The organism is Micromonospora sp. CA-259024, from assembly GCF_050936255.1.
Lineage (GTDB): Bacteria > Actinomycetota > Actinomycetes > Mycobacteriales > Micromonosporaceae > Micromonospora.
Genome location: NZ_JBNJND010000002.1, coordinates 478,521 through 501,307, shown reverse-complemented (window position 1 = coordinate 501,307; position 22,787 = coordinate 478,521). Strand labels below are relative to the sequence as shown.

Below are 22,787 nucleotides of genomic sequence, written 5' to 3'. Positions count from 1 at the left end.
GGCGCCCGCCGGTGTGATGAACATCGCGTGGCGGGGTATCCCGCAGCCGGCCAACCTCGGACCCGCAACGGGTGAAAGGACAAAGTCCCGATCCGGACGTCCGGCCAGTGGTCCGCCGACGAAGGCGCAGAACGGCAGGGCCTAGGCTGGGCGGCAGAGTGACCCACAACGCGGTGGGTCGAGGGGAGTGGCACCGATGGACCGGCGTCCGGCGATCAAACCGGAACCCGACCTCCGGCAGGATGACTCCGGCCGGGACGACGACAGCTTCGATTCGGCGACCGACGGGGACGGCTACGGCCGGCTCGACACGGGAGTCACCGGGCTGACCGGGTCGAGCATCGACACCATCTACGAACTGGGCCTGCCGACCGAGGCGTTGGCCGACGACGTGGAGGACGCCGAGCTCGACGAACCTGTTCCCAACGCGGAGCGCCTGGTGGCCCAGGCTGTCGCGCTCGCCGGGGACGACCACGACGCGGCGACCCTGGTCGGCCGTTTCTGGCGGTTCGCCCCGGACGAGGAGCTGGTCGGCTTCACGGCGGAGGAGATGCTCGACGCGGCCCGGGCACACCGGGACCTCGCCCAGCAGCGGGTGCCCGGCGAGCTGAAGCTGCGGATTCACGAACCGCACGCGGACCAGCACCACACGGTCGTCGAGATCGTCACGGACGACATGCCGTTCCTGGTCGACTCGGTGACCGCGCTGCTCAACTCGTACCACCTCGACGTGCACCTGCTGGTGCATCCGCTCGTGGTGGTCCGCCGTGAGCCGCTGGGCCGGCTCACCGAGGTCTCCGCGGACGTGGAGCCGGACGACGCGATCGCCGGCGACATCATCGAGAGCTGGATGCGGATCGAGATCGACCCGGTCCGTGACGCCGCCGAGCGGGAGCGGCTGCGCCGCGAGTTGCAGCGGGTGCTCACCGATGTGCGGGAGGCGGTGGAGGACTGGCCGAAGATGCGTCAGCGTGCCCTCGCGCTCGCCGACGAGCTGTCCTCGGCCCGCACCTCCGATAACCGCCCACCGGTGCCGGAAAAGGACATCACCGACTCGGTGGAGCTGCTGCGGTGGCTCGCCCAGGACCACTTCACCTTCCTCGGCTACCGCGAGTACCGGCTGGTGGACGCCCCCAGCGGCGACGACGCCACCGGCTCGGCCGACGGCAAGGCGTTGGAGGCGGTGCTCGGCACCGGTCTGGGCATCCTGCGCTCGGATTCGCCGGATGCCCGGTCGCTGTCGTCGATGACGCCCGAGGCGCACGAGAAGGTGCTGGAGAAGCGTCTCCTCATCATCACCAAAGCCAACTCCAGGGCGACCGTGCACCGCTCGGCGTACCTGGACTACATCGGTTTCAAGATTTTCAACTCCGCCGGCGAGGTGGTCGGCGAGCGGCGCTTCCTGGGCCTGTTCTCCACCGCCGCCTACCGGACCAGCGTCCGCGAGCTTCCGGTGGTACGCCGCAAGGTCGCTGAGGTGCTGGACCGCTCCGGCCTGAGCCGGCGCAGCCACTCCGGCAAGGATCTGATCCAGATCCTGGAGACCTACCCGCGCGACGAGCTGTTCCAGATCAAGACCGACGACCTGTACCACGCGGTGATCGGCGTGCTGCGGATGGCCGGCCGTCGGCAGCTGCGGGTCTTCCTGCGCCGGGACGCGTACGGGCGGTTCATCTCCTGCCTGATCTACCTGCCCCGGGACCGGTTCACCACGCAGAACCGGCTGCGGATGCAGGACATCCTGTTGCGGGAGCTGAACGGTGTCGGGGTGGACTACACCACCCGGGTCACCGAGTCGATGCTGGCCCGGGTGCACTTCATCGTCCGTACCGACCCGACCCGGCCGCCCGGCGACATCGACGCCGACCTGCTGGCCGAGGAGCTGGCCGACGCCACCCGACTCTGGGACGACGACTATCGGCTGGTGCTCGAGCGCAAGCTCGGCGACGAGCAGGCCAAGCACCTGTTCGCCCGGTACGCCGACGCGTTCCCGGAGGGCTACAAGGACGGGCACACGCCGTACGAGGCGATGAAGGACCTGGCGAAGCTGGAGCTGCTGGAGGAGCCCGGCCAGCTGGAGATGCACCTGTTCCGCAAGCAGCTCGCGCCCCGGCCGGGCACCCGGGTGCCCGGAGCGGACCTGGCCGAGGCGATGGACGTCCGGTTCAAGGTCTACCGGTACGGCGAGCCGATGATGCTCTCCGCCGTGCTGCCGGTGCTGCACTCGCTCGGCGTCCGGGTGGTCGACGAGCACCCGTACGAGGTGGACCGGATCGACGGCCGGGTCTACCTGTACGACTTCGGCCTCATGCTGCCCGAGGGGCATCACGAGCTGGCCGAGGTGCGCCCGCACGTGGAGAACGCCTTCGCGGCGGCCTGGCGCGGCGAGGCCGAGGTGGACCGGTTCAACGAACTGGTGCTGCGCGGCGGGCTGACCTGGCGGCAGGTGGTGGTGCTGCGGGCGTACGCGAAGTACCTGCGGCAGGCCGGCACGGTCTTCTCGCAGGACTACATGGAGCAGACGTTCATCGCGTACCCGAAGCTCGCCGCGTTGCTGGTGGAGCTGTTCGAGACCCGGTTCGCGCCGGGCGAGCTCAGCGCCGAGCAGCGTCAGCAGCGCAGCGGTGAGCTGGTGGAGACGATTCGGGGCGCGCTGGACGACGTGGCCAGCCTCGACCAGGATCGGATTCTGCGCTCGTACCTGACGCTGATCGAGGCGACCCTGCGGACCAGCTTCTACCAGAAGCGCTCCGACGGGCGGCCGAAGGCGTACGTGGCGTTCAAGCTCGACCCGCAGGCCATTCCGGACCTGCCGGCGCCGCGGCCGAAGTTCGAGATCTTCGTCTACTCGCCCCGGTTCGAGGGTGTGCACCTGCGGTTCGGGCCGGTGGCCCGGGGCGGGTTGCGCTGGTCCGACCGTCGGGAGGACTTCCGTACCGAGGTGCTCGGCCTGGTCAAGGCGCAGATGGTGAAGAACACCGTCATCGTGCCGGTCGGCGCCAAGGGCGGCTTCGTGCTGAAGCAGAAGCCGGGTGACCGGGATGAGGCGGTCGCCTGCTACCAGGAGTTCGTCGGCGCGATGCTCGACGTCACCGACAACATCGTCAGCGGGCAGATCGTGCCGCCCGAGGACGTGGTCCGGCACGACGGCGACGACCCGTACCTGGTGGTGGCGGCGGACAAGGGCACGGCGACGTTCTCCGACATCGCCAACGAGATCTCCAAGGCCCACAACTTCTGGATGGGTGACGCGTTCGCCTCCGGCGGTTCCGCCGGCTACGACCACAAGAAGATGGGCATCACCGCCCGGGGTGCCTGGGAGTCGGTCAAGCGGCACTTCCGGGAGTTGGGCCTGGACACCCAGACCCAGGACTTCACGGTGGTCGGCGTCGGCGACATGTCCGGCGACGTGTTCGGCAACGGGATGCTGCTGTCCGAGCACATCCGGCTGGTGGCCGCCTTCGACCACCGGCACATCTTCCTCGACCCGGAGCCGGACGCCGCCACCTCGTACGCGGAGCGGCGCCGGCTGTTCGACATGCCCCGTTCGTCCTGGGAGGACTACAACCCGGAGCTGATCTCGGCCGGTGGTGGCATCTTCCCGCGTACCGCGAAGTCCATCCCGATCACGCCGCAGGTCCGGGCGGCGATCGGCCTGGACGACGACGTTACGCAGATGTCGCCGCAGGAGCTGATGAAGGCGATCGTCACCGCCCCGGTGGACCTCTTCTGGAACGGCGGCATCGGCACCTACGTCAAGGCGTCCACCCAGACCAACGCCGAGGTGGGCGACAAGTCCAACGACGCGATCCGGGTGGACGGGCGCAACCTGCGCTGCCGGGTGGCGGGCGAGGGCGGCAACCTGGGCTGGACCCAGCTCGGCCGGATCGAGTACGCGTTGACCGGTGGCCGGATCTACACCGACTTCATCGACAACGCGGCCGGGGTGGACACCTCCGACCACGAGGTGAACATCAAGATCCTGCTGAACACCGCGGTCGCCGACGGGGAGCTGACCACGGCCGACCGGGACGAGCTGCTGGCCGGGATGACCGACGAGGTCGCGGAGCTGGTGCTGCGGGACAACTACGACCAGGCCAGGGCGATCAACAACGCCCAGGCTCAGGCGGCCTCGCTGCTCCCGGTGCACCGCCGGATGATCAACGAGCTGGAGCGCTCGGGCGCGTTGGACCGGGCGCTGGAGGCGCTGCCGCCGGACGAGGAACTGGCGGTCCGCAGCGAGTCCGGCCTGACCGCGCCGGAGTTCGCGGTGCTGCTCGCGTACGTGAAGATCGTCCTGGAGCGGGAGATCCTCACCGAGGGGCTGGCGGACGAGGAGTGGACGACCGAGGTCCTGGTCAACTACTTCCCGACGCCGATGCGCGAGCGGTTCGCCGACCGGATGGGCCGGCACCGCCTGCGCCGGGACATCGTCACCACCGTGCTGGTCAACGAGGCGATCAACCGGGGCGGCATCTCGTTCGTCTTCCGGGTCGTCGAGGAGACCGCGGCCAGCGCCGCGGACGTGATCCGGGCGTACGTGGTGGTCCGCGAGGTGTTCGGGCTGCGCGAGCTGTGGGACGCGGTGGAGGCACTGGACAACAAGGTCTCCCCGGAGCTGCAGACCAGCGTCTACCTGGACACTCGGCGGCTGCTCGACCGCGCCGTGCGGTGGCTGGTGACCAACCGGCGCTCGCCGATCGACGTGCCGGCCGAGATCGCCCGCCTGCGGGACGGGGTGGCCCGGCTGCTGCCGGGGCTGGAGGACCTGTTCTACGGCAACGAGCGGCAGGGCATCGCGGCGCACATCGACTCGATGACCGACCGTGGGCTGCCGCGCGACCTGGCGGAGCAGGCGACCCGGCTGATGTACAGCTTCGGCCTGATGGACGTGGTGGAGACCGCGAACGCCAGCGGCCGGGACGTCGGCGAGGTGGCCTCGGTCTACTTCGTGTTGTCCGACCTGTTCCGGGTGGACTCGCTGCTGTCGAAGATCTCCCTGCTACCTCGGGAGGACCGCTGGCAGACGCTGGCTCGGATGGCGCTGCGGTACGACCTGTACGCCGCGCTGGCCGCGCTCACCGCGGAGGTGCTCGACTCCACCCCGGACAACCTGCCGCCGCATGAGCGGGTGCAGCAGTGGGAGCAGTCGAACGCGACCTCGATCCACCGTGCCCGGCGGGCGATGGGGGAGTTCGACGAGTCGCGGGCGGATCTCGCCGCCCTGTCGGTGCTGCTGCGCCAGATCCGCACCCTGGTGCGGACCTCCGCGGCCGCCTGACTCAGGTACGCCGGACGCGGTCCGGCCGGTCGGGGTGACCCGACCGGCCGGACCGCGCTTCGTTCGTCGCCGGTCACGCCACCAGGCTGGCGAAGACGACCACGTTGTCCGGGTAGCTCTTGGCGGCCTCGTCGAACTGACCGCCGCAGGTCACCACCCGCAGGCCGGGCCGGTCGCTGGGCCCGTACACCAACTCCGTGGGGAAGGCCGCCTTCGGGTACGACTTCACCGAGTCGACCTTGAAGGTGGCCGGCCGGCCATCGGCCCGCCGCACGGTGACGGTGTCGCCGGGGGTGAGGGCGCCGAGGTCGAAGAAGACAGCCGGACCGAGCACCGCCGAGTCCACGTGCCCGACGATGACCGCGTTACCGGTCTCGCCGGGGCTCGCGCCCGGCTCGTACCAACCGGCCCGGTCGGCCTGCTCCAGCGGGGGAACCTGGACTGTTCCGTCCGGGTTGGTGCCCAACGACATGATCGTCGCGTTGACACCGATCCGGGGAATCTCGATGCTGGTCGGTGCGGAACGGGCCAGCCCGACTGGCACGTCCCCCTGGTCGACCGGCTGCCCGTCGGCCGGTGGGGTACCGGTGACCTCGGGCCCGGCCTGGGCCAGTGGCTGCGGCGGGCGGGGAGCGGGCGTGGTCTTCAGGGCGGCGCCGATCATACCGGCGCCGATCATGGCCATGGTGACGACGACGGCCGCGCCGGCGGCGCGCCACGGTTTCCCGTGACGGCCGCCGGCCCGTGTCGTCGTCACGTCAGACGAGGGAACCATCGGTCCGCCGACGACGCATCAGCACGATCCCGCCCAGCGCGGCAGCGCCGAGCAGGCTCGCCCCACCGGTGGCGAGGCCACGGTCGGTGCCGGTGCTGGCGCCACCGTCACCACCGTCGACACCGCCGTGGGGCAGCACGACGAGCTCGCCCTCGCCGCACGAGCCCTTGAGTTCGTACCGACCCGGCTTGGCGTCCTTGTCGACCTTGGCCTCGCCGTAGTAGACGAACTCGCGGTCCTCATGCCGGCCGCGCTCGTCGGAGCCGCGCTCGTCCGAGCCGTTCTCCTTGGACTCCCAGCCCTTGTCGGAGCCGTACTCGTCGGAGCCGCGCTCGTCCGAGCCGTAGCCGCCGCGCTCGTCGGAGCCGTTCTCCTTGGACTCCCAGCCCTTGTCCGAGCCGTACTCGTCGGAGCCGCGCTCGTCCGAGCCGTATCCGCCGTTCTCGTCGGAGCCGTTCTCGTCCGAGCCGTAGCCGCCGCGCTCGTCGGAGCCGTTCTCCTTGGACTCCCAGCCCTTGTCCGAGCCGTTCTCGTCCGAGCCGTATCCGCCGTTCTCGTCGGAGCCGCGCTCGTCGGAGCCGTTCTCCTTGGACTCCCAGTCCTTCTTGTCTTCGTCCTTGGACTCCCAGTCCTTCTTGTCACGGCTGTCTTCCGCGTCCTGGCCGTGCTCCTCGCCCTTCCAGTCCTTGCTGCCCTCGTCGCCGTAGGCGTCGGCGGCAGCGCCGCCGCCCTGGCCGCCGTTCTCGTCCTTGCCGTTGTCCTTGCCGTTCTCGTCCTTGCCGTTGTGGTCCTTGCCGTTGTCCTTGCCGTTCTCGTCCTTGCCGTTGTGGTCCTTGCCGTTCTCGTCCTTGCCGTGGTCCTTGCCGTTCTCGTCCTTGCCGTTCTCGTCCTTGCCCTTGTGGTCCTTGCCGTTCTCGTCCTTGCCCTTGTCGTCGTGGCCGGAGGAGTTCTCCTCCTCGCTCCACTCGCGGTCCTCACCCCGGTCGTCGTGCACCGGCTTGAGCTTGACCTTGCCGGTGACCTTGGACCACACGTACGCGTGCTCCTGCCGATCCGGGCAGATCTCGAGGAGCTTGACCTCGTCGCCGGCCTTGACGACGTGCGGCTTGGCGTAGACCTTGCCGTCACGGTCCTTGCCGCCGTCGTGGTGCCCGTCGGCGAACGCGATCCCCGGTGCGAACACCAGGAGCGAGGCGCCACCGAGCGCGGCGCCCGCAACGACCTTCCCGAGCATCTTCTTAGCCATGACCTGCGTCACTCCATCCCTGTTGTCCTCAGCCCGGCGACAACCGAGCTAAGACCGACGTTAGACCGTTTCATGACTTATGAAGTGAAAGATTCGCGTTTTGACCTTTACTGCGAGTAAGCGATGAAGGGGTGCTAAGCGTCTTTCGCGGGGTCCGAGCGCCGTCCCTGCTGACCCACGGTGTTCCGTCCGCCAAACGGTGTCCGATGCTCGCCGTGCGTGGCCGACCGCGGTCGTCCGGTACCGGCTGCCGCGGTCGCGCTGGCACGACTCGGGCGCGGTCGGGGGTATCGTCCGAAACCGGCTCCGGGGTGGCCCTGCGCGCAACGCATCGAGCCATTGCCATGGAAGCGCTCCCATGCGAGAATCGGCGAACGCGGTTCGGGGAGCCACACCGCGCAGGCAGGGAGTCGAGGGCACCCGGTTCGCCGGGCGACGTCCACCGCCGATCGATCGGCCGCTGCGGCGGTCGGCACCACCACCACCCTCGCCCGTCCGGGTCGGGCACCCCCGAAGAATCCCGTTGGCGCCGGCGGCCGTCCGTGCAGGACGCCTACCGGGCCGTCTCGCCGGGCCGTACGCGAGCCCGGTCTCGCCCAAGGAGATCAGTGGCATGAATGTGTGGAGAAGGCTGTCCGGCCCACGCCGGGGCCTCGCGCTCGCCGGCGCGGGCGTCCTGGTCGCCGGTGGGTTGGTGACAATCCCGGTTACCGCGGCGCAGGCCGCGACGCAGTGCGACGTCGCCTACTCGACCACCGACTGGCCCGGCGGCTTCACCGGGAACGTCACCATCAAGAACCTCGGTGACCCGATCAACGGCTGGACGTTGAGCTGGACTTTCCCCAACTCCAGCCAGCGGGTGCAGCAGGGCTGGTCGGCCGAGTTCAGTCAGTCCGGCAGCCAGGTGACCGCGCGCAACCTGCCCTACAACGGCAACCTCGCCACCGGCGCGTCGACGAGCATCGGCTTCAACGGCGCGTGGAGCGGCAGCAACCCGAAGCCGACCTCGTTCACCGTCAACGGCGTGGTCTGCAACGGCGGCGGCCCCACCACCCCGCCGCCCACCACTCCGCCACCGACCACCCCACCGCCCACCACGCCACCGCCGACCACCCCGCCGCCCACCACGCCCCCGCCGGGCACGAGGGTGGACAACCCGTACGCCGGGGCGCGCGGCTACGTGAACCCGGAGTGGAAGGCCAAGGCGGACGCCGAGCCGGGCGGAAGCCGGGTCTCCAACAACCCCACCGCCGTCTGGCTGGACCGGATCGCCGCGATCAACGGCACTCCGGACAGCAGTTCCAACGGTGCGTTCGGGGTGCGTGACCACCTGGACGAGGCCCTGCGGCAGGGGGCCGGCTACATCCAGTTCGTGATCTACAACCTGCCCGGCCGGGACTGCTCCGCGCTCGCCTCGAACGGTGAGCTTGGCCCCGACGAGCTGCCCAGGTACAAGGCCGAGTACATCGACCCGATCGCCGCGATCCAGGCCGACGCCAAGTACCGGAACCTGCGGATCATCAACGTCATCGAGATCGACTCGCTGCCGAACCTGGTGACCAACACCTCCGGTCAGCCCGGTGGCACGGCCATGTGCGACACGGTCAAGGCCAACGGCGCGTACGTCAACGGTGTCGGCTACGCGTTGGCCAAGCTGGGTGCGATCGGCAACGTCTACAACTACATCGACGCCGGCCACCACGGCTGGCTCGGCTGGGACACCAACTTCGGTCCGACCGCCGACATCCTGAAGACCGCCGCGGTCGCCTCCGGCAGCACGGTCAACAACGTGCACGGGTTCATCGTCAACACGGCGAACTACTCGGCGCTGCGCGAGCCGTACTTCAAGGTCACGGACACCGTGAACGGCCAGACGGTGCGGCAGTCGAAGTGGGTGGACTGGAACTACTACGTCGACGAGCTGTCCTTCGCCCAGGCGTTCCGCGACAAGCTGGTCTCGGTCGGCTTCAACTCCGGTATCGGCATGCTGATCGACACGTCCCGCAACGGCTGGGGCGGCTCCGCGCGGCCCACCGGACCGGGCGCGACGACCAGCGTCGACACGTACGTCAACGGGGGTCGGATCGACCGGAGGCTCCACCTCGGCAACTGGTGCAACCAGGCCGGCGCCGGCCTCGGCGAGCGGCCCCGGGCGAACCCGGAGCCGGGCATCGACGCGTACGTGTGGGTGAAGCCGCCGGGTGAGTCGGACGGCTCCAGCAAGCTGATCGAGAACGAGGAGGGCAAGGGCTTCGACCGGATGTGCGACCCGACGTACGGCGGCAACGCCCGCAACGGCAACAACCCGTCCGGTGCGCTGCCGGACGCGCCGATCTCCGGTGCGTGGTTCTCCGCCCAGTTCCAGGAGCTCATGCGCAACGCGTACCCGGCGCTCTGACCGGAACGCTCCCGCACCCACCCGCCGCCGACAGTAGGTGAGGCACTGCCGGCGGCAGGTTCCCCCCGGGTCCCCGGCTCGACCGTGACGGTCGGGCCGGGGACCCCCCTCGTGCCCCGGTCAGGGCACGGTGCGCTCGATCGCCGCCCGACCCTGCTCGGCCAGATCACGGCGGGCCTTGTCCAGGTTCTCCGGTGTGAGGTCCTGTCCGCGGGCCATCACCAGGTCCTCCGGCTCCCAGGGTTGCTCTCCTCCGGTGCGGATGTTGTCCCCGCCAGCACCGGTGCCCGTTCCGGTCGCCCCGGTGCCGGCACCGTACGGGTCGCCGATCAACTCGTCGGTGTCCGGCGCCAGGTCGTCCGGCCGGCCCCGGGGCTCGGAGAAGGCCGGGGTGTCCCGGTCGGGGCCGCCCCCGGTTCGCAGCTGCGGGACGGTGGCGTCATCATCCACCGCCGAGGCCACCTCCGGGCTGTCCTCCAACGGCGGTTGGCGATCGCGATCGGTCATGGCTGCCTCCTGTGTCCGACACGGTGCCTGATCCCCCTCGCGTACCCCCTGGTGCCGCGCTCATGCCGCACGGCCTGGCGGTCAGCTGCCGGGCTGCTGCTCGTTGGGGGTCGGCGGTTCGGCCGGGCGCAGCCACTGCCAGACCAGCATGAGCAGGCCGAAGGCGAGCATCACCAGCCCGGCCCAGAGGTTGATCCGTACGCCCTCGGCCTTGTCGATCTCAGCCCGGCTGTCGAAGATGCCGATCAGCGTCACGATGATCCCGTACGCCACGAAGAGGCCACCGATCACCCGGCGGATGTCGAACAGCCGGGCCGCGGCCGAGCGCTGCTGCTCCGCCTGCGTCTCGTCGATCAACGGGTCCTGTGCCGGCTGGCTGTGGTTGTCCATCTGCCGACCCCTTTCCTAGAAGACCGGGATGTAGAAGAGGGCGGCCAGTGCCACCGCGATCACACCGAGCAGCACGGGGGAGCGGTACCAGACAGCGTCCCCGGCGAGCACGTCGCCCTTCAGGTCGACGCCGCCCATGCCGTAGACCAGCCCGCGCAGCTCCTCGTCGCGCTTGGGGGCGGTGAGCGGAGTGAGGACCACGGCGACGACCGCCACCGTGACGAACGCGATGCCGGCTCCCCAGAAACTCTCCTCCAGGTCAGAGTTGAAGTGGATCACGCCGCCCTTGTAGAGCAGGTACGTCGCCAGCGATGCCAGGGTGCCCAACAGCAGCGACCAGAAGCCGGCCAGCGCGCTCATCCGCTTCCAGAACATGCCGATGATGAACGTGGCGAACAGCGGCGCGTTGAACAGCGAGAAGAGCGCCTGGATGTAGTTCATGATGTTGCTGAACCCGGCCGCGATGAACGCGGTGCCGATCCCGACCACCACGGCGGCGACCGTCGCCCAGCGGCCGATCCGCAGGTAGTACTCGTCCGAGCGGCCCGGACGGAGGTACGCCTGCCAGATGTCGTAGGTGAAGACGGTGTTGAAGCCGCTCACGTTGGCTGCCATGCCGGCCATGAACGAGGCGAGCAGGCCGGTGACCGCCACCCCGAGCACACCGTTGGGAAGCAGGTCGCGCATCAGCAGCGGGATCGCGTTGTTGTACTGCAGGTCGCCGCTCTCCGCCCCGAGACCCTTCACCGTGACCAGTGCCACCAGGCCGGGGATCACCGTGACCAGGGGAATGAGCAGCTTCGGGTACGCGGCGATGATCGGCGTACGGCGGGCGGCGCTCATGTTCTTCGCCGAGAGGGCGCGCTGCACCTCGGCGAAGTTCGTCGTCCAGTAGCCGAACGACAGCACGAAGCCCAGGCCGAAGACGATGCCGATCCAGTGCGCGCCGAGCGGGTTGGCGGTGCTGCCCGTGTCCTGCCAGGCGTGCAGGCCGGCCTCGCCGAGTTTGGAGTCGCGTACCGCGTCCATCAGGCCGTTCACCCCACCGACCTTGACCAGGCCGATCACGGTGACCGGGATGAGGCCGGCGAGGATGACGAAGAACTGGAGCACCTCGTTGTAGATCGCCCCGGACAGACCGCCGATGGTGATGTACGCCAGCACGATCGCCGCGCCCACCACGACCGCGGTCCAGAGCGGCCAGCCGAGCAGGGCCTGCATGACCAGGGCCAGCGCGTAGAGGTTCACCCCGGCGATCAGCACCTGCGCGACGGCGAAGCTGAGCGCGTTCAGCAGGTGGGTGGGGCGGTTGAACCGCAGCCGCAGGTACTCAGGCACGCTGCGGACCTTCGACCCGTAGTAGAACGGCATCATCACGATGCCCAGGAAGACCATCGCCGGGACCGCGCCGATCCAGTAGTAGTGCAGCGTCATGACGCCGTACTGGGCTCCGTTCGCGGCCATCCCGATGATCTCCAACGCGCCCAGGTTGGCGGAGACGAAGGCGAGACCGGTCACCCAGGCCGGTAGGGAACGGCCGGAGAGGAAGAAGTCGACGCTGGTCCGGATCGCCCGGCGCGCGGCGAAGCCGACCCCGAGGACGGTGACGAAGTACAGCGCCAGGATGAGGTAGTCCAGGCCGTTCATGTCGAGCCGAAGACCGCCGCCGTCGTCCATCCCCGTCACCCTTCGTCCCGCTGCTTCTGGTGGAGCGGCGCCCTACTACCCGACACGTCGGTTTTCACTCCTTCGAGCCGGACGGGTTGCGTTCGGGCCTGGCCGGGCGGCTACGGCAGGAATGCGAGCGGGGGTGCCCCCGGCCGACCGGCCGGGGCACCCCCGTGGTCCGTCCCTGGCTCAGCGCCCCAGGACGCGATCCAGGAAGTCCCGGTAGCGGCGAACCGCCATCCGCAGTTGCTCGGTGTCGGCCGAGCCGGCGTCCTGCCATCCGCCCAGCCTGTTCTTCTGTGCGGCCAGCGCCGACGCGAGTGCCTGGATCGCCTCTTCCACCAGCGCCTGCGCCTCGCCGGCCGCCGCGTGCGGATCGTCCACGAAACGCAGCTGCACGTCCCGCCAGCGATCCCGGAACCCCTGTGCGGTGTCCGCGTCCAGGAGTGTGGCCGGCTCGGCCGCGACGGTCGACCCGGCGGGTCGTGAGGTCCCGGCGGACTCCAACGACCTGGCACCGTCGTCGGTGGAGATCGGCTCGGCGTCCGCGTCCGGGTCGACCATTTCCGGCGTGGCGCTCCCGTAGCCCGCCGCGCCGGCGGCCACCGCGTCCGGGTCGGTCCCCGGGGCGGCGTCCCGACGGTGCAGTTCGGCGGTGGGGTCGGCGCGCAGACCCTCACGCTCGCCGTCCTCGGCGCCGTCGCCCGGCCGGGCGGTCCGTTCGGCCCGGGGGTCCGGCTGGTCCTCCGGATGCGGGCTGGCCAGCGCGGACGCCGCCACGGCGTCGGCGACGGTGGTGGCGCCGAACGTGGTCGGCAGCGGCCCCGGCTCGTGGAACCCGCCCTCGTCGCCCGGATCGGCCGACCGGTGCCGGCGGTCGGCGTCGTTGGTCCGCTCAGCGACGGCGGTCTCGTCGTCGAAGGTGCCCCTCTCGTCCAGGGCGTCCTCGGGAACGTCCGAGCGGCCGGCCCGGTCGCCGGTGGGCGGCACCGGGACGGGCGCGGACCGGACGGCCTCCGGGTGGTCGTTGCTCACCTTCTGCTCTTCCTGGCGCATCGGTGGCCTCCTCAGCGGCTCGTGGCGTCGTGGTCCGGGTGGTGGCGCTGTTCGGGCGTACGGTTGCCGACCGGCTCCTCGCCGAGCAGATCGGCGAAGAGTGCCCGGTAGTGCACGACCGCCTGCCGCAGTTCCTCGGTGCTGGCCTCGCCCCGGGAGTTGCGCAGGTGGATGTCGTGCGCGTCCCGGTAGTTGCTCAGTGTGCGGGCGTGCTCGACGGAGAGGTGGGCAATTTGGTCGGAGAAGTCCCCGGTCGGGTAACCCTGCTCCTCGATGAGCCGGGTGACGAGTTCGTCCGCGTCACCCACGGTCTCGCCGGGCGAGTCGATGAAGCGGATCTGGAGTTCCTCCCAGGCGGCGCTGTAGCGCGCCCGGGACTCCGGGCTGAGCGGGGTGAGCGTGAGTTCGGCGTGCCGGCGTTCCCGATCGCGCAGTTCACGCTCCGCGGCGGACCGGCTGTCCTGCTCCGCCACCACCCGCTCGTACTCCGGCCCGAACCGGGTGCGCAGCGCGCGACGGCGCCCGAGCGACCGGGCGGCCACGGCCAGGACCGCGACGATCACCAGCACGACGAGCACGATGACGATTACCTGCGTGGGCGACATGGGCTCCTCCTTCGTCACCTGGTATTCCCTCCGCGCACCGATCGCCAATCCCGATCCAGGCCACTTTCCTCGCCCGACTCGCGTCCGGTGTCGGGAAATGGGCTCTCCTGCGCCGCGACGACGAGGTCCGGGGCTCGTCGCCAGGCGTAAACCTGACTCGTTCCAGACAACCTGCCGGGTCGGTGCGGCGAGGCCTACGGCCGGCGGGCGCTTCCCCGTCATCGAGTCGCTGCATGCCGGAGCGTCGATGTCAGCGCGACGGGCGGTAGTGCAACGGCCCTTGATTACGTATCCTGCCCAAGGCGCCCGCGCCGGTGCCCGGCGTCACGCCGGGCGCGCAGCCGGCCGGCGCGTTGCCCGGCGGTGCCGGCGCCCCTCCTGCCACCCCTGTACGGGCGAGGTCTGATGAAAACCCGCGACTGGCCGATCCGCTCGAAGCTGACCGCCTTGGTCGTCGCACCGGTGACCGCGCTCCTGGCGCTGTGGATCTTCGCGACCACGCTGACCTTCGGTCCCGCCCTGAACCTGCTCTCCGCCCGCACCCTGCTGTACGACCTGGGCCGCCCCGGCGAGGTCGTGGTCACCGAGCTGCAACGCGAACGCCGGCTCTCGGTGGTGCAGCTCGCCGGCACCACCGAGCTGCCGGCCCTGGCCGAACAGCGGCAGCGCACGGATCGGGCGATCGCCGAGCTGCGTCGTCGGGTTGACGGGGAGGCGTTGCGCGACGCCGCCGACGACCTGCTGGAGGACCGGGTCGACCGCCTGGTCACCGCCCTGGCGGCGCTGCCGACCGGCCGGGACTTCATCGACGACCGCATGATGGACCGCACCGGGGCGCTCGGCCTGTACAGCGGCATGGTCTCCGCGGCCTTCCAGGCGTTCGCCGCGATGGCGAACCTGACCGATCCCGGCATCAACCGGCAGGCGCTGGCGCTCACCGCGTTGGGCCGCTCCCGGGAGTTGCTCGGCCAGACCGACGCCATGCTGGCCGGCGTGTTGACCGCCGGCCGGTTCGCCGCCGGGGAGCACGCCCAGCTCGTGCAGGCCATCGGCAACCAGCGATGGCTCACCGAGAGCGCGGTGGCCGACCTGCCCGAGGCCGGGCGCGTCGCGTACCAGCGGCTGACCGAGGGCGAGGCGTTCACCAGCCTGCGCGCCATGCAGGACGCGTTGGTCGCGGCCAACCGGCCCGGTCGGCCACCGGTGGACGCGGCGTCGTGGCAGGCCAGCCACGACGCCGTACAGCAGCAGCTGCGCGACTTCGAGCTGGCCGAGGCCGACGCTCTCACCGACCGCTCGGTGCCGATGGCGGTCCGCATCCTGGCGCGGCTGGCCGCCGCCGGTGTGCTCGGACTCGTCGCCGTGGTGGTCTCGGTGCTCGTGGCGCTGCGGGTCGGTCGCACGTTGGTCCGGCGGCTCAGCGGCGTCCGCACCGCCGCCCTGGAGCTGGCCGAGCACCGTTTGCCGGACGTGGTGACCCGGCTGCGTCGTGGCGAGCAGGTCGACGTCGCCCGGGAGGCGCCGCCGCTGGAGTACGGCCACGACGAGATCGGCGAGGTCGGGCGCGCCTTCACCGAGGTGCAGCGAACGGCCGTCCAGGCTGCGGTCGACGAGGTCACCCTGCGCAGGGGGCTCAACGAGGTCTTCCTCAACATCGCCAGACGGAGCCAGAGCCTGGTGCACCGTCAGCTGCACCTGCTGGACCGGATGGAGCGGCGCGCCGAGGACCCGGACGAGTTGGCCGAGCTGTTCCAGGTCGACCACCTGGCAACCCGGCTCCGCCGGCACGCCGAGGACCTGGTCATCCTCGCCGGCTCCGCGCCCGGCCGAGGGTGGCGCGACCCGGTCGCGATGGTCGACCTGATCCGCGGCGCGATCTCCGAGGTCGAGGCGTACGACCGGGTGGACATCACCTCCGTACAGCCGGCGGGCGTGCTGGGCCGGGCAGTCGGCGACGTCATCCACCTGCTCGCCGAGCTGGTCGAGAACGCGACGGCCTTCTCGCCACCGGACACCCGCGTGACCGTCACCGGCGAACAGGTGGCCAACGGGTACGCCCTGGAGATCACCGACCAGGGGCTGGGCATGTCCGCCGCGGCGCTGGAGGCCGCCAACACCAGGCTGGGCAGCTCGCCCGAGTTCGACCCGGCGCAGAGCGCCCGACTCGGCCTGTTCGTGGTGGCCCGACTGGCGGCGCGGCACGGCGTACGGGTCCGGTTGCGACCCTCCGGGGAGGGCGGGGTGACCGCCGTGGTGCTGGTCCCCACCGACCTGGTCACCGCCGAGCCGCCGGCCGGCCCCGGCCCCGGAACGCTGGGCGCCGAGTCGGCCGACCCGGGCCGGCGGCTGCCTCGGACGGCCCGCCGGGGGACCGTGCCCCGCCCACGCACCCGCCCGCCCACGGTCCCGCCCGCCGACGCCGCCCCGGCCGCCCCCTCCACCGGAGCGCCGACCTCGGACACGTCGCCCGCCAACGGGCCCGGCGACGCGGGGTCGGCGTCCACCGACGCCACGGCCGACGAACTGGACGGCCTGCCCCGCCGGGTACGACGTCGTACCCCAGCGGCCCAGCCCCGGTCGACCGTCACCGACACCCCGACGCCCCGATCTCCGGAGGAGGTACGCCGGGTGATGGCAGCCCTGCAGGCCGGCACCGCCCGCGGGCGTGCCACCGTCATCACCCCCGCCGCTCCGGCGGCACCGGCGACGCCCCCCGAACCCCCGACCGCGACTGAGAGGGACGCCTAGTGCGGAATTCGACGAAGCCGAGTGCTGGCCTCGACTGGCTGCTCGACGAGCTGGTGCAACGGGTACCGGCCGCCCGGGAGGCGGTCGTGCTCTCCGCTGACGGTTTGCTGCTCGGCTGCTCGGCCGAGTTGGAGCGCTCCGACGCTGAGCACCTCTGTGCGCTCGCCGCCGGCTTCTCCAGCCTGGCTCGGGGCGCCAGCCGGCATGTGGACGGCGGCCCGGTCCGGCAGACCGTGGTGGAGATGGAGGCGGCGTACCTTTTCGTCACCGCCGCTGGACAGGGTGCCTGCCTGGCGGTGGTGAGCGACGCCGACGCGGACATCGGGCTTGTCGCGTACGAGATGGCGATGCTGGTCATCCGGGTGGGGGAGAGCCTCGCCGCGCCGGCCCGTTCGTCGGCGGGAGCCGGTGATGCGGGCTGAGCCGCCGGGGCCACAGCACGAGTGGCTGGACCGCGACGCCGGTCCGGTAGCGCGCCCATACACCCTCACCGGAGGCCGGGTACGCTCCGCCGTCGACGGGTTCAACCTGGTCGCGTTCGTGCTGGCCGGATCGGACGTCGACGCGGCGAGCCATCCGCACCTGCTCCCGGAACATCGGCGGCTGGTCACGTTGGCCCGCCGGCCGGTGTCGGTGGCCGAGTTGGCAGCCGAGCTGGACCTCGCGGTCGGTGTGGTCCGGGTACTACTCGGTGACCTGCTGGCTCAGGGCCTGGTGGCGGTGCACGAGCCGCCGGCCACCGGAATCCTTCCCGACGACGACATCCTCAAGGTGGTGGTCAGTGGACTCCGTGCGCTATGACCATGCGGGCACCGGCACCACCATCCCGCTGGCCCTGAAGATCCTTATCGCGGGAGGCTTCGGTGCCGGCAAGACGACGTTGGTGAGTGCCCTGAGCGAGGTGCGTCCGTTGCAGACCGAGGAGGTGTTGACCGGTGCCGGGATCGGCACCGACGACATCTCCGGGGTGGAGGGGAAGTCCACCACCACGGTGGCGATGGACTTCGGCCGGATCACCATCAACGACGATCTGCAGGTCTACCTTTTCGGCACCCCCGGTCAGGACCGGTTCTGGTTCCTCTGGGACGAGCTGGCCTTTGGTGCACTCGGCGCTGTGGTGCTCGCCGACACCCGCCGGCTGGCCGACTGCTTTCCCTCCATCGACTACTTCGAGCAGCGTGGCATTCCGTTCGTGGTGGGCGTGAACTGCTTCGACGACTCCCGCCGGTTCAACCTGGAGACCGTACGCCGGGCACTCGACCTGGACCCGGACGTGCCGATGGTGCTCTGCGACGCCCGGGACCGGCAGTCCGGAAAGATGGTGTTGATCTCTCTGGTCGAGCACGTGGCCCGGCAGCGTGGCGAGTCGGTGCCGGCGGCCTGAGATCCGGTTAACGGGCGGGCAGCGCGGGCAGCCTCTGGTTGGATCAGCGGAGGATGCCGGCGGAGGAGTGGAACGTGAGTGGTCAGGGTGAGATCGTCCACATCGGGGGTTACACCGCGCAGAGTGGCGGGCGGGGCACCGGCATCATCGCGGCACACCGTGACCCGGCGACCGGGGCGCTGACCCCGCTCGGCACGGTGGCCGTCACCCCGTCCCCCTCCTTCCTGGCGCGGCACCCCACCCATCCCGTGCTCTACGCGGTCAACGAACTGGCGGACGGTGAGGTCAGCGCCTGGCAGGTCGGGCCGGACGGCGCGTTGGAGCCGCTCGGCAGCCGGTCGAGCGGTGGCGCCGAGCCCTGCCACCTGGCGGTGCTGCCCGACGGCGGGCACCTGGTGGCGGCCAACTACGGCAGCGGCAGCGTCGCGGTCTTCCCCCTCGACCAGCAGGGGGTGCCCGGCGAGCGCACCGACCTGGTGGTGCATGAGGGGCACGGGCCCGACCCGGCGCGTCAGGACCACGCGCACGCCCACATGGTCTCCCCCGGCGCGGGCCGGGGGCCGCTCTACGCGGTGGACCTCGGCACCGACTCCGTCTACCGGTACGACCTGGATGACGCGAGCGGGCGCCTGGTGCCCCGTGCGCCACGGATCCGCACCACGCCCGGCACCGGACCCCGGCACCTGGCCCGGCATCCGGACGGACGGCGCTGTTACCTCGTCGGTGAGCTGGACGCCTCGGTCACCGCGTACGACGTGACCGACGACGGCGCGTTGCACCAGCGCGGTCGGGTCGAGGCGAGCGAGCGGGCCGGCCACGTCCAGCCGTCGGAGGTCGCGGTCGGACCGGACGGCCGGTTCCTCTATGTCGCCAACCGCGGCGTGGGCACCCTGGCGGTCTTCACGCTGGCGGGGGAGTTACCCGAGCTGGTGGCCGAAGTGGACACCGGTGGGGAGTGGCCCCGGCACTTCGCGCTGATCGGCGAGCACCTCTACGTCGCCGACGAGCGGGCCGACATGGTGCGGGTGTTCCGGCGGGACGCCGACACCGGCGTCCCGGAGCCCGTCGGAGAGCCGGTGCCGGTGCCGAGCCCGACGTGTGTGCTGCCATGAGCCGCAGAGTCGAGATGCGAGGGTGGCACTGATTTGGCGACGCCACGAGGCCGCCTCGTCACCCTGAGTGACAAAATCGAGATCAAAGTTTCTCCTGCGTAACTTTCGTCCGAACGGATGTGGCAGAGAGGGCACCTTGTACGCAAGATGGTCACCGTGTCAGCAGGCCGCCATCGCATGCGTTCGAAACTCCATCTAGCAGCCGCCGCCGGAACGGCGACGGTGCTCGTCGTCACGACCGGTGCGTGGTTCGGCTATCGGGAGTTGGTCCAGCCCAATTGCTCGGGCGAGATCCGGCTCGCCGTGGCGGTCGCCTCCGAGCTCGCGCCGGCGGTTGACGCCGCCGCGTCCCAGTGGGTCAAGGACGGCGCTGCGGTCGGCCCCACCTGCATCCGGGTCGACGTCTCGGCGTCCGACCCGGTCGACGTGGCCGCCGTGGTGGCGGCCAAGCACGGCGCCGTCCTGGCCGGAGTGGGCCAGGCCAGCGGCACCGCCGTCAGCCCGGACGTCTGGGTGCCCGACTCCTCGACCTGGCTGCTGCGGTTGAAGAAGGACGCGACCGCGTTCGCTCCGACCAACGGCGCATCCATCGCGCGTAGCCCGATCGTCGTCGCGATGCCCGAGCCGATCGCCACCCGGCTGGGCTGGCCGGACAAGAAGTTCAACTGGACCGACCTGCTCAAGCAGGTCAACAACACCAGCACGCCCCTGCGCACCGGGATCGTCGAGCCGACCCGCGACGCGGCCGGCCTGTCCGGCCTGCTCTCGCTGACCGCGGCCGCCAGTGCTGCCGGCGGCGACGCCCAGCGCAACACCGTCGGCGCGCTTCGGGCACTCGCCACCGGGCGTTCCTCGCTTCGCACCGACCTGCTGGCACGCTTCCCAACCGCGAACGACGCGACGTCCATCGCCAGCGGTCTCGGCGCGGCGGCGCTGTCCGAAGAAGACGTGATGGCCTACAACAACAAGAAGCCGCCGGTGCCGCTCGCCGCGCTCTACATGGAGCCGGCACCGATGCCGCTGGACTACCCGTACGCGGTGCTGCCCGGCATCGAGCCGAGCAAGGCGTCGGCGGCCAAGGTGTTGTTCGAGTTGCTCACCAGCCCCACCTTCCGCGACCGGCTCGCGGCGCAGTCGCTGCGTGGGCCGGACGGTAACTGGGGCGATGGCTTCAAGGCGCCGCAGGGTGCTCCGAGCCCGTCCGGCGGCGCGCCGACCGCACCGGCGAACGGCGGCACCGCGGCGGGTGGCCTCGACCCGGCCGCCATCCAGCGGGTCGTCTCCAGCTGGTCGATCGCCACCCAGTCCGGTCGGATGCTGGCCGTCATCGACGTCTCCGGCTCGATGAAGGACCCGGTGCCCAGCGCCAACAACCGCAGCCGGGAGGAGGTCACCGTGGACGCGGCCCGTCGCGGCCTCGGCCTCTTCGACGATTCCTGGTCGATCGGCCTGTGGACCTTCTCCACCAAGCTCATCGGCAACCGGGACTACCGGGAGTTGGTCCCCATTGGGCCGCTCTCCGGCCAGCGGGCCCAGCTTGAGGGGGCACTCGCCACCGTCAAGCCCTCCAGCGGCGACACCGGCCTCTACGACACCATGCTGGCCGCGTACCAGGCGGTGCAGGAGAACTGGCAGCCTGGCCGGGTCAACTCGATCGTGCTGTTCACCGACGGCAAGAACGAGGACGACAACGGCCTCAACCAGCAGCAACTGCTCGCCAAGCTCAAGCAGCTCGCCGACCCGGAGCGACCCGTCCAGGTCATCATGATCGGTATCGGCGAGGGCGTCAGCAAGGCGGAGCTGGAGGCGATCACGAAGGTGACCGGCGGCGACGTCTTCGTCACCAAGGACCCGAGTGAGATCGGCAGCATCTTCCTCAGCGCCATCGCGCGGCGTCCGCCGGCACCGCGCTGATCCGAGGCTCAGACGCGAAGGGGTCTGCCGTACCGCCGATCCGGTATGGCAGGCCCCTTTGCGGCCAGCGCGGTGGTGAAGAAAAGTGACGGCAATACGTCCGAAGCAATCGGCAGTGATAGTTGTCGAGGCAGGATGTCGACGTGTTCCGGCATAGCCGGTCCGCCTCCGGTCCGACCCGTCGGCCGGGGCCATCCTGAACAGAGTGGGAGGGCCGGTGAGCGCGGCGACACTGTTGACCCCCGCCACGGCGGCGGAGCCGGACGGCCGTCGTGCCGGGCTGGTGGCACGCGCCGACGAACGGTCCTACGTTCGGGTCCTGGTGGTGCTGGACACCACCGTCCTCATCATCGCCCTGCTCATCGGGTACGTCACCCGCTTCGGTGACGAGGAACCGACCGGCTCGGAAGTCCCGTACGTGTTGGTCGCCCCCGGGTTGGTGCTGGCCTGGCTGATCTCGCTCAAGGCGCTGGGTTGCTACGACGATCGGGTGATCGGCTACGGCGCGGACGAGTACCGGCGGGTCAGCTCGGCAAGCCTGCGCCTGGCCGGTGCCATAGCGATCGTCGGCTACATCGCCGACGTCGGCGTCTCCCGGGGCTTCCTGGGCATCTCCTTCGCGGTGGGCACCGTCGGGTTGGAGGTGGCGCGGTTCGCCGCCCGTAAGCGCCTGCACCGGGCCCGCTCGCTGGGCGCCGGCTGGTCCCGCAAGGTGCTGGTGGTCGGCGACACCGCCCACGTGCTGGAGTTGGTGCACACGCTGCGCCGCGAGCCGTACGCCGGCTACCAGGTGGTCGGCGCCTGCATCCCGGACGCGCTGCTCGCGCCGGTCGCGCAACGGCTCGGTGACGTGCCGGTGGTGGGGTCGTTCCGCGGCATCCCGGAGGCCGCCACCGCGATCGGCGCGGACACTGTCGCGGTGACCGCCTCCGGCGAGCTGACGGCCGCCCGGCTGCGTCGCCTCGGCTGGCAGCTGGAGGGGACCGGCGTCGACCTGGTCGTGGCACCCGCGCTGACCGATGTCGCCGGTCCGCGGATCCACACCCGCCCGGTTGCCGGCCTGCCGCTGATCCACGTCGAGGCGCCCGAGTTCCGCGGGGCACGCAAGCTGGTGAAGGGCCTCGTCGACCGGTCCGTCTCGTCGCTGGCGCTGACCCTGCTGCTGCCGCTGATCGCGTTCATCGCCCTGGCCATCAAACTGGACAGCCGGGGGCCGGTCCTGTTCCGCCAGGTCCGCGTCGGCCGGGGCGGGCAGGAGTTCGGCGTGTTCAAGTTCCGCACCATGGTGGTGAACGCCGACGCGCTGCTCGCCGAGTTGGCCGCCCGCAACGAGACCGACGGCCTGATGTTCAAGATGCGCCACGACCCCCGGGTCACCCGCGTCGGCCGGCTGCTGCGCAAGTGGTCGCTGGACGAGCTGCCGCAGCTGGTCAACGTGTTGTTGGGGCAGATGAGCCTGGTTGGCCCCCGCCCGCCGTTGCCCTCCGAGGTGGCCCGTTACGACGGCGACGTGGCCCGGCGGTTGCTGGTCAAGCCCGGCATGACCGGCCTGTGGCAGGTCAGCGGTCGCTCCGACCTGAGCTGGGAGGACGGCATCCGGCTCGATCTCTACTACGTGGAGAACTGGTCTCTCGCCGCCGACCTCACCATCCTCTGGAAGACCTTCGGCGCGGTACTGAACGGTCGCGGCGCGTACTGAGCCC

General features: G+C 70.7%; 16 protein-coding genes. 9 read left to right on the top strand and 7 right to left on the bottom strand.

What is annotated here, in order from left to right; all coding sequences use genetic code 11:
* Positions 1-196: 196 nt before the first annotated feature.
* Positions 197-5,281 (top strand): NAD-glutamate dehydrogenase, encoded by a 5,085-nt coding sequence (locus ACQEUX_RS21630; RefSeq protein ID WP_433051259.1) that lies wholly within the window; start codon positions 197-199, stop codon positions 5,279-5,281.
* Between the two features lie 73 nt (positions 5,282-5,354).
* On the opposite strand, the gene ACQEUX_RS21625 is transcribed toward ACQEUX_RS21630, so the two are convergent.
* Positions 5,355-6,038: a class F sortase gene (locus ACQEUX_RS21625; RefSeq protein ID WP_433051256.1), complete on the bottom strand. Its 684-nt coding sequence runs from the start codon at positions 6,036-6,038 to the stop codon at positions 5,355-5,357.
* A gap of 1 nt (position 6,039) precedes the next feature.
* Positions 6,040-7,302, bottom strand: a complete 1,263-nt coding sequence (locus ACQEUX_RS21620; RefSeq protein WP_433051253.1) for a hypothetical protein — start codon at positions 7,300-7,302, stop codon at positions 6,040-6,042.
* Positions 7,303-7,915: 613 nt separating this feature from the next.
* Between ACQEUX_RS21620 and ACQEUX_RS21615 the strand changes: the two genes are divergently transcribed.
* Positions 7,916-9,700 carry a glycoside hydrolase family 6 protein gene (locus tag ACQEUX_RS21615; protein WP_433051250.1) on the top strand — a complete coding sequence of 595 codons (1,785 nt, stop codon included), beginning with the start codon at positions 7,916-7,918 and terminating at the stop codon, positions 9,698-9,700.
* 120 nt (positions 9,701-9,820) lie between these two features.
* Here ACQEUX_RS21615 and ACQEUX_RS21610 read toward each other — a convergent pair whose 3' ends face one another.
* The 5 genes from ACQEUX_RS21610 to ACQEUX_RS21590 form a co-directional block, all read right to left on the bottom strand.
* Entirely contained in the window at positions 9,821-10,207 is a 387-nt protein-coding gene (locus ACQEUX_RS21610) for a hypothetical protein (RefSeq protein WP_433051247.1), read from the bottom strand.
* 81 nt (positions 10,208-10,288) lie between these two features.
* The gene (locus ACQEUX_RS21605; RefSeq protein WP_433051244.1) at positions 10,289-10,597 is read right to left on the bottom strand and encodes a hypothetical protein; all 309 of its coding nucleotides are present in this window, start codon (positions 10,595-10,597) and stop codon (positions 10,289-10,291) included.
* Between the two features lie 15 nt (positions 10,598-10,612).
* Positions 10,613-12,274, bottom strand: coding sequence for a sodium:solute symporter family protein (locus tag ACQEUX_RS21600; RefSeq protein WP_433051241.1), 1,662 nt, complete (start codon positions 12,272-12,274; stop codon positions 10,613-10,615).
* A 180-nt stretch (positions 12,275-12,454) separates the two neighbouring features.
* Positions 12,455-13,321, bottom strand: a complete 867-nt coding sequence (locus ACQEUX_RS21595; protein ID WP_433051238.1) for a hypothetical protein — start codon at positions 13,319-13,321, stop codon at positions 12,455-12,457.
* An 11-nt stretch (positions 13,322-13,332) separates the two neighbouring features.
* Entirely contained in the window at positions 13,333-13,926 is a 594-nt protein-coding gene (locus ACQEUX_RS21590) for a hypothetical protein (RefSeq protein WP_433051235.1), read from the bottom strand.
* 405 nt (positions 13,927-14,331) lie between these two features.
* On the opposite strand from ACQEUX_RS21590, the gene ACQEUX_RS21585 reads away from it, so the two are divergent.
* From ACQEUX_RS21585 to ACQEUX_RS21555, 7 genes are all read left to right on the top strand, one after another.
* Positions 14,332-16,674 carry a sensor histidine kinase gene (locus tag ACQEUX_RS21585; RefSeq protein ID WP_433051232.1) on the top strand — a complete coding sequence of 781 codons (2,343 nt, stop codon included), beginning with the start codon at positions 14,332-14,334 and terminating at the stop codon, positions 16,672-16,674.
* On the top strand, positions 16,674-17,096 hold the full coding sequence (locus tag ACQEUX_RS21580) for a roadblock/LC7 domain-containing protein (protein ID WP_433051229.1): 423 nt from the start codon (positions 16,674-16,676) through the stop codon (positions 17,094-17,096). The genes ACQEUX_RS21585 and ACQEUX_RS21580 overlap by 1 nt, the downstream gene beginning before the upstream one ends.
* On the top strand, positions 17,086-17,475 hold the full coding sequence (locus tag ACQEUX_RS21575) for a DUF742 domain-containing protein (protein ID WP_433051226.1): 390 nt from the start codon (positions 17,086-17,088) through the stop codon (positions 17,473-17,475). Before ACQEUX_RS21580 ends, ACQEUX_RS21575 begins: the two co-directional genes overlap by 11 nt.
* The gene (locus tag ACQEUX_RS21570) at positions 17,456-18,058 is read left to right on the top strand and encodes a GTP-binding protein (protein ID WP_433051223.1); all 603 of its coding nucleotides are present in this window, start codon (positions 17,456-17,458) and stop codon (positions 18,056-18,058) included. The genes ACQEUX_RS21575 and ACQEUX_RS21570 overlap by 20 nt, the downstream gene beginning before the upstream one ends.
* 74 nt (positions 18,059-18,132) lie before the next feature.
* Entirely contained in the window at positions 18,133-19,170 is a 1,038-nt protein-coding gene (locus ACQEUX_RS21565; RefSeq protein WP_433051220.1) for a lactonase family protein, read from the top strand.
* Positions 19,171-19,326: 156 nt separating this feature from the next.
* Positions 19,327-21,084, top strand: a complete 1,758-nt coding sequence (locus tag ACQEUX_RS21560) for a substrate-binding domain-containing protein (RefSeq protein ID WP_433051217.1) — start codon at positions 19,327-19,329, stop codon at positions 21,082-21,084.
* A 217-nt stretch (positions 21,085-21,301) separates the two neighbouring features.
* Positions 21,302-22,783 (top strand): sugar transferase, encoded by a 1,482-nt coding sequence (locus ACQEUX_RS21555; RefSeq protein WP_433051214.1) that lies wholly within the window; start codon positions 21,302-21,304, stop codon positions 22,781-22,783.
* Positions 22,784-22,787 lie beyond the last annotated feature (4 nt).